This window comes from Flavobacterium sp. KH_001 (genome assembly GCF_057840745.1).
Genome location: NZ_CM174520.1, coordinates 4,097,443 through 4,110,723 on the forward strand (window position 1 = coordinate 4,097,443; position 13,281 = coordinate 4,110,723).

Sequence of the window (13,281 nt, forward strand, 5' to 3'; positions counted from 1 at the left end):
TTTTAGCTATTATTACTTCAGCTATTTTAATTGACTACAATTTCATCTACAAATAACCAGGAACTGTCTCCTTTTGGACTCTTTCTTAAGTTAACTGCTATGATCTTTATAAATCTGGTATTTTGCTTGTCAAAAGTAATTATAAAATCTTTTAATTCCGATACAGGATTTGATGCATACGTGCGATTCACCTTTCCTACTTCTTTGTAATTGATGCTATCGTTTGAAACTAAGACTTTTACTTGTACCGGAAAATTTATTCCCGCTCCCTGACTTTCTAAAGTTCCAACTGTTACTTGCTGTATATTTTGCTGTTGTTCAAGATCAACAACAATTTCCATATCATTTACTAACCATGCCTGCCATTGACCATCATGAAAGTTTTTAGAACCGCGAATTGTATTTACCATTCCAAACGGTCCATCCCCCTTGTAATTACTGTTGTATGGGGTTAGGTAACTTACTTTATGTCCAACTCCTTTATGAAATAAAATAGTATCGGTAAATGTTTTTCCAACTGGTTTATCGTTTTGAAATAAGGAAGCTTTTAGGATCGCTGTTTCATTAAACGGAATTGGATTTGTATATTTTAAAGCTTGTTGATCTAATGGTTTATTGCCCAAAACATAACGAATATCGGGATTTGGAAATTCATTTTTCAAAGTAACATTAATTTGTTTTTGAACTAAATCTGCCGTTGAAGAAGCCGTTACCAAATAAGCACTTTTTGCATAATTGATTCCCAAATAATTATAACGCTGTAATAATGAAGCTAATCTTGTGGTAAAATCATTCCAGTTGCGGCTTTCTTTTGGACTCCATAGAGTCTCAGATAAAGCAGCCAATCTCGGGAAAATCATATATTCTGAAGCACTTGGAGTCGAAAGAAATTCTGCCCATAAATTCGCTTGTCCGCCTAATACATGCTTTGCCTGATCTGGTGTCATCGTCGAAACCACAGGATCAAATTCGTACACTTTATTTAATGGATTATATGCATCAAAACCTAAAGGTTCTTCATTTTGAGGTCCCTGATAAAAATTGAAATAACAAGGTGATTCCGGAGTCATAATAACATCATGACCTTGTTCCGCAGCTTCGATACCGCCTTTGGTTCCTCTCCAGCTCATTACAGTTGCTTCCGGAGCTAAACCACCCTCTAATATCTCATCCCAGCCAATTAGTTTTTTGCCTTTAGAATTGATGTATTTCTCCATTCTTTTTACAAAATAACTCTGCAGTTCATGGCTGTTTTTTAAACCGTTTTCCTGCATTCTTTTTTGACAATTCGGACATTTATCCCAATTGGTTTTAGTCGCTTCATCACCTCCAATATGAATGTATTTTGAAGGAAAAATGGTAACCACTTCATCGATTACATTCTGAAGGAACTCAAATGTTGTTTCTTTTCCGGCACAATAAATATCAGTAATGGGCCATAAACCTCCTGACGGAACTCCAATGCGCTGGTCAAAACAAGCCAGTTCGGGATATGCCGCAATAGCACTGCTTACGTGTGCCGGCATTTCGATTTCAGGAATAATTTCAACATTTTTTGATGCAGCATATTTTACGATCTCTTTTAATTCATCCTGAGTTAAAAAGCCTCCATACGTTCCTTTTTCATCTGGATTTGTGGTAAGTCTTGCATTCCAGGATAAACTTTCCTGATCGACTCTCCATGCTCCTACTTCGGTTAATTTTGGATATTTTTTAATTTCAATTCTCCATCCCTGATCGTCTACTAAATGCAAATGCAAAACGTTCATTTTGTGCATAGCCAAACGATCGATCGTAGCTAAAATATAGTTTTTATCGAAGAAATGACGCGACAAATCCAACATTAAACCTCTCCATTGAAAACGAGGTTTATCGTTTAAAACCAGATTCGGAATTTGCCATTTTTGTTTCGGAATAACATTTTTACTTTCAATTACAACCGGAAGCAATTGTCTAATACTTTCTAATCCGTAAATAAAACCGGCTTGTCCTTTGGCTGTAATGGTAATGAATTTTGAATTTACATCTAATATATAGGCTTCTTTATCTAAAGTTTCATCTACCTTAAATTGCACATAATTGTTATTCGGAATTGCGGTCGATACTTCAGGACGAAACCCGGCCGCTTTTTCAAACTTGCTTATAAGCGCATTGGAGATTTCTTTTTGAAAATCAGTTACAGCAATAAATTTTGTGCTTTTAGAAAATTCAAATATGCCTTTGTTGATTACTAATTGTGTTGGTTTCGGAATAATTTTAATGTCTTTTTCCGTGTACACTTTTTGACTATAACCCGCAGTTAAAACGGCTAAGAAGATTAAGACAAATAATGGTTTTAATGTTCTCATAAATTTATTTTAAAGATGGTGTAATTTTAAATTGATATTGATAATTTTTGTCTCTCAAAAGATATTTTTCCATTGGCCATGCCTGCCAGCTATCAATACCACCTACACCCATTTGTTTGTAATCGATTTTTAAACTGGTTAAATCTCTTTCTTTCAATTCTGCAGCGTGTCTTTGATCTTTTTTCAATCCATCATCTAAATCTTCATTTAAATAATGCAAAGCTGTTATTGACAACAAATCATCTGATTTTACAGTTAATTTTAATTTATCGTTTGATAATTCAACCCAACGAATATCCGTTTTATTTCCCGTTTCCTGTGGGCGTATATAAGGATAATACTGTTCTGAAACCGTTTGGGAATAAAGACCAACTTGTGAACTGTAATTTCTGTCAATGTAGTTTTCGTGTGGTCCTCTTCCGTAATAAATCATGTTGCTAAAATCTTTCGGAACAATTATTTCCATACCAAATCTTGGCAGCATTGGCTGTTCTTTTGTTTTATCAATATTCAACTGTTCTTTCACGCTTAATTCTCCGCTGCCGCTAAGTTCGTAATTCAAAACTAATTTTGAAACAACCTGAGGTAAATCATACGTTGCCGTAACAATAATTTTATTGTCTTTCGCTGCATAAGACCAATTTATAAGAGTAGGATTCTCTGTTGCGTCTTTCCATGCTTTCAGTTTTTCCTGAAGATACGCTCCAAAATCATTATCGTTTGGTGCTCTCCACAAATTAGGTCGCAATTGATAACCTTCTTTTACAATTGACTGATTTTGGAAAGAATAACCATTTATAAATCCCGATTTTTTATCAAAAGCAATTTTCATTTTATCACTTTTAAATACAGTACTGTTTTCTTTTTTCTCTACCGTTATTTTTGAACCACCTTCGATTTTAATATCGTTTTTCCAGCTTCCTTTAAGTGCCAATTGGTCTGTTGCAATCTGGAAACCTTTTGGTAAAAATGGTTCGTCTTGTTTGATATGATAGGTTACGTTTACGAAAGCTTCCTGAAATTGTTTTCCCTCTAAATTAACTGGTAATTTATACGATTTCGATTCCGTAGGTTTTATTTCTAAATTATCAATAACACCACTTTCAGCCTCTTTTCCATCCAAAATTAATTTCCAATGCAAACTCACATTGCTTAAATCTTTAAACGAAAATTCATTGTAAACTTTTACGGTTGCAGTTTCTTTATTCTCCCAGGAAGTCAGAATGTTTTGATACACATTTCGAACTTCAAAAGCATGTGGATTTGGCTCTCTTTCAACCGTAAAAACTCCGTTGTTTACAAAGTTGTTGTCATTTTTCCTTTCTTTCGGACCAAAATCTCCACCGTAAGCCAGAATTCGGGTTCCGTCAGCGGTTGTTTTGTAAACCGACTGATCGATCATATCCCAAATAAAGCCTCCTTGTAAGTTTGGATATTTTCGGATAATGTCCCAATAATCTTTAAAATTCCCCATCGAATTCCCCATTGCATGTGCGTATTCACACAAAATATAAGGTCTTGACGGATTTGGATTGGCCAAAATATATTCTTCCATTTTATCGGGAGAACTGTACATTGGATCAATTATATCCGAATTCCATTCGTACTTTAAATCTTTTCCATCCCACGCACCCGCCGTAGCTCTTTCGTACTGAATTGGTCTTGATTTGTCTCGATTTTTAATCCACAAATAACCTCTGTAAAAATTATAACCGTTACCCGCTTCATTTCCCATACTCCAGATAATGATCGAAGTATGGTTTTTATCTCTTTCCACCATACGTTGCATACGCTGTAAGTGTGACAACTCCCAATCTGGTTTGTTACCTAAGGTTTTGGTAATATCATACCCCATTCCGTGTGATTCTATATTGGCTTCGTCTACCACATAAATTCCATATTTATCACATAATTCGTAGAAATATTCGTCGTTTGGATAATGCGACATTCGCACCGCATTAATATTAAATTCTTTCATGATTTTAATATCCTGCTCCATGCGTTCTTTTGAAATCGTTTGTCCTGTTACCGGATCAACTTCATGACGGTTTACTCCTTTTATGTAAATGGCTTTTCCGTTTACCAAAAGCTGTCCGCCTTTGATTTCTACTTTTCTAAAACCTACATTTTGACTGATTACTTCTACAACACTTCCTTTTTTATCCTTTAAAAGAAAAACAACCTGATACAAATTTGGGATTTCAGCGCTCCATTTCTTCGGATTATTTACTGCAAAATCGATGGTTTGTTTTTCGCTTAAAGCGGAAATATTTTTTGAAGTAATTATTTTATCTCCATCTTTCAGTTGAACCTCTAAAGTATAATTGTCTTTTGGATTTAAATTTGAAAATTCAGTTGCAATTTTTAAACTTCCATTTACATAAGAAGCGTCTAGATCAGGGATAATTTCATAATCTTTTAAATGGGTTTTATTTCTTGCTATTAGATAAGAATCTCGTGTAATTCCGCTCATTCTCCACATGTCCTGACATTCCAGATACGAACCGTCATTCCATTTCATAATTTTCAAAACGATCGTATTTTTACCAGTTTTAACGTATTTATTTAAATTGAATTCAGATGGCAGTTTTCCATCTTCACCATAACCCACATAAACACCATTGACCCACACGGTAAGATTTGATTTTGCTGTACCAATGTGCAGAAAAATATCTTTCCCTTCCCAGGATTTGTCGATTATAATCTCTTTTCTGTAAACTCCGGTCGGATTAAATTTTGTTGGAACAAATGGCGGATTTGGTGCCATTAAGTAGTCAAACTCGTAAGTTGTGTTTACATAAACAGGAAATCCATAACCGTTTACATCCCAGCTTGCCGGAATTTTAAAATTATCCCAGGATTGGTCGTTAAAATTGCTTTTTTCAAATGCTGCCGGAAGATCTGCGGGACTGTCAACATATTTAAATTTCCAGGCTCCGTTGATATCTAAATAGTTTTTTGATGAGCGCCAGTCGTTATTTGCTGCTAATTTTTCATTCTCAAAAACATAATAAGCCGAGTGCATCGGTTCTCTATTATCTTCATTGATTTTTTCATTTTGCCAAAATGGAGTACTTTCCTGTGCCTGAACAGAAAATATCGATGCTATTGTGAGTGCGGCAATGAATACAGTTTTTTTCATTATTTAATTTTTATTCTTGTATGCTGAATCTTAAATTTTATTTCTTCAAAAAAATAGTAAAACATTCTTTTTACTCACACAGAATGAATCCTACCTCAATAAAAACAAACAGAACCACAATTACTATCATGGTTCCTGCAAATATATAAAGTTACTTTTGATCAAAATCCGAATATCTGCACTAACCAACTCAGCAGATATCCGGATTTAACAAAAAAACCACTAATTATTTAAACTTGCTTTTGTTTCCTTAATTGTTTTCAGATTGCTTTCCGATAAAGCACCTCCATCAAAGAAAGAAACTCCTATTGCACCATTTTCTTTTGCTAGTAAAATGGCTTCCTTTAATTCTTTGTCTGATTTTAATCCTGGAATATAAATTCCGGTATTAACTTTCGTTTGTTTGCCTTGTAAATCGGCTACGCCTTGTTTTGTTGCGTAACCCACCCAGTCAATTTCTTCATCGTAAAAACTATGATAAATCATTGGATAAACTTCATCAATATCCCATTTATCCCAACGCTGACGCACCATATGATCGGCCATTTCTGGATAAGGAAATACTGCTGCTGTTAGTTTTTTATTGTGTTTGTGTACAATTTTATAAGCGTCATTAACTACAGCTTGTATTGCATTTAGTCTGAAGTTTTTCCACTCCATATCGATAGAAGTGTTGTGACTTGTTTTGGGATTTTTATGGTGGATTTTTTCAAATGCTTTCACACATTCATCACAATAACAAAAATCAAACTGAGGTAATTCTACGTCCTGAACCAAATTGTATTTTGGTAATAAACTGATTGGTAAAAAGATGTCAGGGAAACGAATGTAATCTAAGTGAACGCTTTCAATACCTTCTACTTTTGCTAACTCTTCAACTAAATGCAAAACGTGTTCTCTTGATTCTTTTCTGGTTGGACATAACCATTGATAATAATCTACATACGGACGGTTATCAAAACACGATTTTCCCTCTTTACTTACCTGATACCAATCCGGGTGTTGTAAAGCAATTGAATCTCCGGGTCTGTTCATCGCCATAATCCAGGCGTGTACTTTTAAACCTTCTTTTGCTGCTAAAGGCGCTATTCTTGTTAAAAGCTTTGGATCAGTTCCTGTATTAATTAATACTTCGTCAATTCCGCCGCCTTTGTATTTTTTGAATTCTTTTGTGTAATCTGCGTCGGACTTTTTCGCATCTGCGGTTGTCCAGACTCCAAATTTAAAAGCGGTTTGCTCTTCTTTTTTAGCACATGAAAAAATACTAAGTGCCAATAAAAAAAGTAATAGTTTTGGTAGTTTCATAGTGGTTTATTTTGATATTATTTTGCCGTCTTCTTCTATAATTAAAGTTTTATTTGAGAATGGACTTTTTACAGCTATATTAAATCCGGTTGTATGATTTTCAAGTACTGGTTTTAATACTTTTCCATCAACGGTAATTGGTTTCCTAGTAAGATCTGTTAGGGATTTTGCCCAGGTTTTGTTTTTGTTCTGATATTCTTTCTGAGCGCGGTAAAGTGTGTACAATTCCCATTTGACTTTTTCATCCTGTGGAATTTCAAAACTGTCTTTTCCTTCTTTTGAAGAAAAATAAACATAACCCCATTTTTCAGGTTCATGCATATTGATTACCCCCATTGGCGACCAAACCCAATTGTACTCTGGAAGAAATTTCCCTTCAGCATCTTTCTTTCGTTCGTAACTGCCATTTTTGATATCATGCTGCCAGTTTACCCTGGAAAAATTAACTCTCCAGAATTTATCTACAGGAACATTTTGATCAAAGAAAGTTGTCTTATAAGAAGCCCACGGAATCGCCATTTCCAATACCCAGCCTTCATCCGTATCGTTTGGATTATTTAAGGTTCCGTTGATTTTTACAGCCGATTTTAACCCCGGAATATTCCAATCGTTTAGTACAACCTTATCATCTTCTCTGTACGGTTTTGTCAAAAATAGATCCCAGGCTGTATTTAAAGCATTAATCTCTAATTCATAATAGTTAAAAGTATCGCTGTCCGGATCTATAAAAACCTCAAAATCATTATTATAAAAAATAATAGTATCACGTTGTTTTAGATTAGCCCAAACATGCGGTTCTTCCATTTTTGCCAGTATGTAAAAATTGGTTTCGTCCCAAAGCATTTTTACTTTGGTTGCATATTTTGGTTTTACATCAGTTGAGATATCTTCAAAAAGAGCCGTCCATTCCACTTTATTCCACGAAGGATCAGTTTCCTCCCCGTCAATTGCAATTGCAGTTGAAGTTTTAGCAGCTACATACGTTTTTGGTACAACGGCTTTTTTCGATTGTGAATAACCACTTATCGAAAGAATCCCTAAAGCAACTATTAAAGATTTTGATTTTAAAAGCATATTTTTTCTATAAACTGTTATCTTTTGTAAACTGTACCACTTCGCTTAATTTACCAAATGCGATAGCCACTACTGTATCAGCAGCACCATAATAAACAGCCAATTTATCTTCTTCAGTATCATGCAAAGCAGCGCAAGGAAATACCACATTTGGTACATCACCAACCATTTCATATAGTTCCGCCGGTCCTAATAAATAAGGTTGTGTTCTGTATTTTACTTTATCCGGAGAATTAACATCTAAAAGTGCCGATCCCATTGCATAACGGAAACCGTTACAGGTATTAATAACGCCATGATAAATCATTAACCAGCCATCGTTAGTAAGAATTGGGATTGGTCCTGCTCCTACTTTTGTACACTGCCAGGCGCTATCTTCAAACGGAGTTGGTTTCATCACCAAACGGTGTTCTCCCCAATATTTCATATCCGGACTGTAACTGATCCAAATATCACCAAATGGCGTGTGACCGTTATCACTCGGACGACTTAACATTGCATATTTTCCGTTGATTTTCTGTGGAAACAAAACACCATTTCTGTTAAAAGGTAAAAAGGCATTTTCACATTGAAAAAACTCTTTAAAGTCAAAAGTATATCCAATTCCGATTGTTGGTCCGTTATAGCCATTACACCAGGTAATCCAGTAACGATCTTCGATAAAAACAACACGAGGATCATATTTGTATGCCGATTCAATCATTTCGGTATTACCAGACTGCATTACAATTGGCTCATGATTTATGTCCCAATCGATTCCGTTTTTACTGAAACCAGCAAAAATATTCATTTGAACTGCTTTATTATCACATCTGAAAACACCCGCAAACCCATCGCCAAATGGAACAACAGCACTGTTAAAAATACTGTTTGACGATGGTATAGCATATCTGTCAATAATAGGATTTTCAGAATATCTCCACATTACATCATTGCTGTTTTCGGGTCTGTCTTGCCAAGGAATAGTACTCATCTTTTATATTTTTTGTTGTTTTTTGTTTATTCACTTCTTTTAAAAACACATAGAAACATAGATGCTCAAAAAAAACATAGCTATGTGTGGGAAACTTGTTTTTTTTTCACACTTGAAGTTCTATGTCCTATGCGTTTTAATAATTTGTTTTTATTCTATAATGCTTTGTTCTCAATCTTGTCGTCCTGAGGAACGAAGGATCACACTAGAAGCTCCGCAAGCTATATCGCCAATCTTTGTCGAGTTTCGTTTGTGATCCTTCGTTCCTCAGGATGACAAACTGTGACTACTATCTTACCTAATCTTTAATTCTTCTCACCTTATCCAACCACGTAAATTTCAAAATGGTCGTCGTTACTAAAAATACAACCAATGCTGCAATAGCCTTTGGATAATCTCTGATAACAAAGTATATCGGAAGCAAAATCATACTCGACTGCCATACAATTCCGATCACACAATTCAGCATATCTTTCCAGAAATCATTGTTCTTTTCGAAAGTCTGATCTTCCAATTTTAATGTTTTATAAACCGGGCTCCACCATCCCCAAGGCCTAACATTGGCATAAAAAGAGCGCAAGACATCCATGTCTGTTGGTTTACTTAGGAAAGTTCCTAAAAGACAACCTAAAATGGAGAAACCAAATATTACCGGAAATAAGTAAATCGCCTGTACTTCTGACAAATCATATAAAAATGATCCTTCTGTAAAAGTTCCTTTATATTGCCCTAAAACAAACTGTAAAGAAGCTACGATTAAACCGGCAAACATTCCCCAGAAATACCCCCAGCCGTTAAAGCGCCACCAAATCCATTTTAGGAAATTGGCCGCCACATAACCTCCGTATAAAGCGCTGGTAATCCATAAGGTTAAGGAATTAATAGAATCTGCAAAGAATCCCATAAAGACACCCAAACCTACAACCACGAAAGAAGAAATCTGGCTTACTTTAATATAGTGTGCATTGGTTGCAACGGGTTTGAAGTATTTTTTATAAATATCATTTACAATATAAGCTGGTCCTGCATTTACAAAAGCAGAGAATCCAGACATAAATGCGGCTAGTAAGCCAGCAAGTAAAAGTCCTTTTATTCCAACAGGCAAATATAAATTAACCACTTTTGGCATTAATAACTCTAAATCAGCTCCGGTTAAACCTGTATTTGCATTTAATTCCGGTGCCAGGTTTATTAAAGCAATTACCACAATTCCGGTGATTAATAAATATCTTGGAATGAATAAAATCAGATTCGTAAAACCACTCATATAAGCCGCTTCTTTTACCGATTTTGTAGACAGAATTCTTTGTAAATCATAACTTGGCGTTGGTCCGGCAACACTAGCAAAAAAGCCTTTGAATAATGTCATTCCGATAAAAGCGCCAAACATTTTATATCCTTCAGAATCAATTAAATTATTGAAGGTCTGAAACTTTTCGCTCCATTGGGTTTCAAACTGCCATCCGAAGAAAACATTTTTCCACTCCGCGCTGATCACGGAATTAATCTGAATATCAGTATAATTTACAAAAGCATAACCTGCGATTAAAACGCTGGCAATAATCATAATTAGATATTGCACTACTTCGGTAGCGACTACAGAAAACATACCTCCTTTAACCGTGTAAATTGTTGTTAAGAAAATAATTATCAAAGCATAAGAGCGCTCTGATGTCAATAGAATTAAATCTCCATATTGAAGCGTTAAATCCCAAGGAAGAATAATGGTGATAAATTTCCCGATTCCTTCAAAGAAATAAGCAATAAAACCAATGGTTGAAATGATAGCAAAAATAGCTACTATAATATGAGAAGCTTTTCCGGCTTTGTCGTTTCCAAATCGGGTTAAAATCCATTCAGAACCAGTCATTACCTTTGATCTTCTTATCCAGACTGCGAGGAACATCATTACAAAAATCTGATTCCAAATAGGCCAAAGCCACATAAACATGAAACTTTTTACGCCATATAAAAACAGAACGCCAATCATCCAGGAAGTTCCTGAAACATCAAACATTCCTGATCCATTACTTAATCCTAAAAAATACCATTTGATTGTTTTTCCGCCAAGGAAATAATCATCTAATCCTTTCGATGCTTTTCTTGAAATCCAAATCCCTATTCCTACTGAAAGCAGAATATAGGCTACGATGATCGATACGTCAATGATATCCATTAATTTTATTATTTATTTGTTGGTTAGATAATTTTTATTGTTGTTTCAGACTTTTATCTGATTGGTTATTTTTTTGTGAATCTCCCGAATAAACTAAATTCTAAATTGATTTTAGAAACCTTAGGAAAAACTTGTTGATGATGCGATATTGTTTCTTTGTTAACATGATTCTATTATTTTATACATAAATCGATTTAGTGAAGAAAACACAGTTTAAAAAAAAAATCACCGACTTTTAATTTTGTACACTTTTATTTTACAACTTGCAATCAGAATTAGGCAATAAAACAAAAGATCAATTTCTTCAAATAAAAACAATCTTAATTTAACTCTAAATCTAAGTAAATTTGATTTTTAGGAAAACTATTTTAGACGTACGACATATAAACGAAGATAAACATCAAAAAAAGTCACAAAAAACACCCATATTATGAATTTCAGTTCTGGCAAACTTTATCGTATACCGTTGCGTTATCATGTCCTTTTTTGGCTTACTTACTTTTTATTTAATACTTTTCGATGGGGAAGCTATTTCAATGATTATTTGTATTCCATAAAAACAAATTTGCTTGGTTTTCCTATTCACATGACTTTATGTTATTTGAATATTTTGATTTTTATGCCTTATCTGATTTATCGAAAAAAATACATATTGTATGTACTTGCGATTCTATCCTCTATTTTTTTAATGGTAATTCTAAAATTCAATCTTACCTACTTTTTAATAGCGCATAACGTTTGGCCGGAAGGACCAGAAGTCATTACCAAACTGACACTCAATTACACCATCGAGATGATGATGGGAGAATTGTATGTAATCACTTTTGTTACTGCAATTAAAATAACTTTCGATTTCCTGAATGAGCAAAAGCGAGTAACGGATCTTGAAAAATCGCAATTAGAAACTGAATTACTTTTTTTGAAATCGCAAATTTCTCCGCATTTCTTTTTTAACACGTTGAACAATATTTATTCTTTATCAGTTGAAAAATCGAACAAAACGCCAAAAGTCGTTATAAAACTATCTGAGTTAATGCGTTATATGCTGTATGACACCAAAAGCAAAAGACAAACTTTAGAAAATGAAATACTCTGTATCCAAAATTATCTGGATCTTGAAAGAATTAGAAATGATGATCGATTAGAAGTAAATATGTCAATTTCCGGAGATATTCATGATAAGGAAATTGCTCCAATCATATTATTGACCTTTATTGAAAACTCTTTTAAACATGGCGTAAACAGAAACACCGGGAAAGTTGTAATTAATATTAACTTTACAGTAAAAGGTGATTATCTGCATTTTACAATCTCTAATCCAATGCCAGAAATTACACAGCATACAGATAATTTTAACCAGTCAAGTGGTATAGGAATTGAAAATGTTAAAAAAAGACTCGAATTAGGCTATAATAAAAATGAGTACAAACTTTCTTTTAAAAATAAAAAGAATATTTTTGTCGTAAAGCTTAAAATTAAAGTCGCTGAAAACGGCCTGGTTTAAAAATACCGCTAAAATTATTTCGCTCAAAAAATAATATTTATAAAGATGAAAATAAGTTGTTTAATCATAGATGATGAACCATTGGCTATTAATGTCATTAAAAATTATTTAGAGCCAATCGAAAATTTTGAGGTAATAAACACTTTTAGCAACCCAATAGAAGGTTTAAACTTTTTAAAAAACAATAATGTTGATGTCATTTTTTTAGACATTAACATGCCGGTTCTTGATGGTATCAATTTTATAAAAAGTCTTGAAAACCCTCCTCTACTTATCATTACCAGTGCTTATAGCCAATTTGCAATCGAGACTTATGAATTAGATGTATTGGATTATCTGGTAAAACCAATCGAATTTCCAAGATTAATGAAAGCTTTAAATAAAGTAAGTAAAAGGCTTGAAAACAAAAACAGTAACCCACTAGAAGTCAATACAGAAAGTCCTTTTATTTTTGTAAAAATTGACAAGAAAAGAATGAAGAAGATTTTCTTTAATGAGATTCTGGTCATAGAAAGTTTGAAAGATTATTTGAAAATAAATACGCTAACAGGCAAATACATTATTCATAGTACCTTACAGGATTTCACCGATTTACTTCCTGAAAGAAACTTTTTAAGAATACACAGATCTTACACCATTGCAATTGACAAAATCGATGCCGTTGAAGGAAACAGCATTGAGATTGAAGGCCTTCGATATGTGATTGGAAGATCGTACATGGAGCATGTAAAACAAAGAATTTTGAATTCTTCGATTTAG

8 protein-coding genes are annotated in these 13,281 nt (G+C 33.9%); 2 read left to right on the top strand and 6 right to left on the bottom strand.

All coding sequences use genetic code 11. From position 1 onward, the window contains the following. Positions 1 to 26: 26 nt before the first annotated feature. The 6 genes from AC3ITQ_RS17600 to AC3ITQ_RS17625 form a co-directional block, all read right to left on the bottom strand. Positions 27 to 2,348: a beta-N-acetylhexosaminidase gene (locus AC3ITQ_RS17600; protein WP_489235438.1), complete on the bottom strand. Its 2,322-nt coding sequence runs from the start codon at positions 2,346 to 2,348 to the stop codon at positions 27 to 29. Between the two features lie 4 nt (positions 2,349 to 2,352). Next, positions 2,353 to 5,490, bottom strand: coding sequence for a beta-galactosidase, LacZ type (lacZ, locus tag AC3ITQ_RS17605; RefSeq protein ID WP_489235439.1), 3,138 nt, complete (start codon positions 5,488 to 5,490; stop codon positions 2,353 to 2,355). 222 nt (positions 5,491 to 5,712) lie between these two features. Then, positions 5,713 to 6,795, bottom strand: coding sequence for a putative glycoside hydrolase (locus tag AC3ITQ_RS17610; protein ID WP_489235440.1), 1,083 nt, complete (start codon positions 6,793 to 6,795; stop codon positions 5,713 to 5,715). Between the two features lie 6 nt (positions 6,796 to 6,801). After that, positions 6,802 to 7,869: a carbohydrate-binding family 9-like protein gene (locus AC3ITQ_RS17615; protein ID WP_489235441.1), complete on the bottom strand. Its 1,068-nt coding sequence runs from the start codon at positions 7,867 to 7,869 to the stop codon at positions 6,802 to 6,804. A 7-nt stretch (positions 7,870 to 7,876) separates the two neighbouring features. Further along, positions 7,877 to 8,842, bottom strand: coding sequence for a glycoside hydrolase family 130 protein (locus AC3ITQ_RS17620; RefSeq protein ID WP_489235442.1), 966 nt, complete (start codon positions 8,840 to 8,842; stop codon positions 7,877 to 7,879). Between the two features lie 298 nt (positions 8,843 to 9,140). After that, positions 9,141 to 11,018, bottom strand: coding sequence for a sodium:solute symporter family protein (locus AC3ITQ_RS17625; protein WP_489235443.1), 1,878 nt, complete (start codon positions 11,016 to 11,018; stop codon positions 9,141 to 9,143). 430 nt (positions 11,019 to 11,448) lie between these two features. On the opposite strand from AC3ITQ_RS17625, the gene AC3ITQ_RS17630 reads away from it, so the two are divergent. Both AC3ITQ_RS17630 and AC3ITQ_RS17635 read left to right on the top strand, forming a co-directional pair. Continuing rightward, the gene (locus AC3ITQ_RS17630) at positions 11,449 to 12,522 is read left to right on the top strand and encodes a sensor histidine kinase (protein ID WP_489235444.1); all 1,074 of its coding nucleotides are present in this window, start codon (positions 11,449 to 11,451) and stop codon (positions 12,520 to 12,522) included. A gap of 45 nt (positions 12,523 to 12,567) precedes the next feature. Beyond that, on the top strand, positions 12,568 to 13,281 hold the full coding sequence (locus AC3ITQ_RS17635) for a LytR/AlgR family response regulator transcription factor (protein WP_375032250.1): 714 nt from the start codon (positions 12,568 to 12,570) through the stop codon (positions 13,279 to 13,281).

What these genes read in the sequence shown, in the direction of transcription:
- AC3ITQ_RS17625 (WP_489235443.1), bottom strand. Translation starts at nt 11,018, where the DNA reads ATGGATATCATTGACGTATCGATCATCGTAGCCTATATTCTGCTTTCA.
- AC3ITQ_RS17630 (WP_489235444.1), top strand. Translation starts at nt 11,449, where the DNA reads ATGAATTTCAGTTCTGGCAAACTTTATCGTATACCGTTGCGTTATCAT.
- AC3ITQ_RS17600 (WP_489235438.1), bottom strand. Translation starts at nt 2,348, where the DNA reads ATGAGAACATTAAAACCATTATTTGTCTTAATCTTCTTAGCCGTTTTA.
- AC3ITQ_RS17620 (WP_489235442.1), bottom strand. Translation starts at nt 8,842, where the DNA reads ATGAGTACTATTCCTTGGCAAGACAGACCCGAAAACAGCAATGATGTA.
- AC3ITQ_RS17635 (WP_375032250.1), top strand. Translation starts at nt 12,568, where the DNA reads ATGAAAATAAGTTGTTTAATCATAGATGATGAACCATTGGCTATTAAT.
- lacZ (WP_489235439.1), bottom strand. Translation starts at nt 5,490, where the DNA reads ATGAAAAAAACTGTATTCATTGCCGCACTCACAATAGCATCGATATTT.
- AC3ITQ_RS17615 (WP_489235441.1), bottom strand. Translation starts at nt 7,869, where the DNA reads ATGCTTTTAAAATCAAAATCTTTAATAGTTGCTTTAGGGATTCTTTCG.
- AC3ITQ_RS17610 (WP_489235440.1), bottom strand. Translation starts at nt 6,795, where the DNA reads ATGAAACTACCAAAACTATTACTTTTTTTATTGGCACTTAGTATTTTT.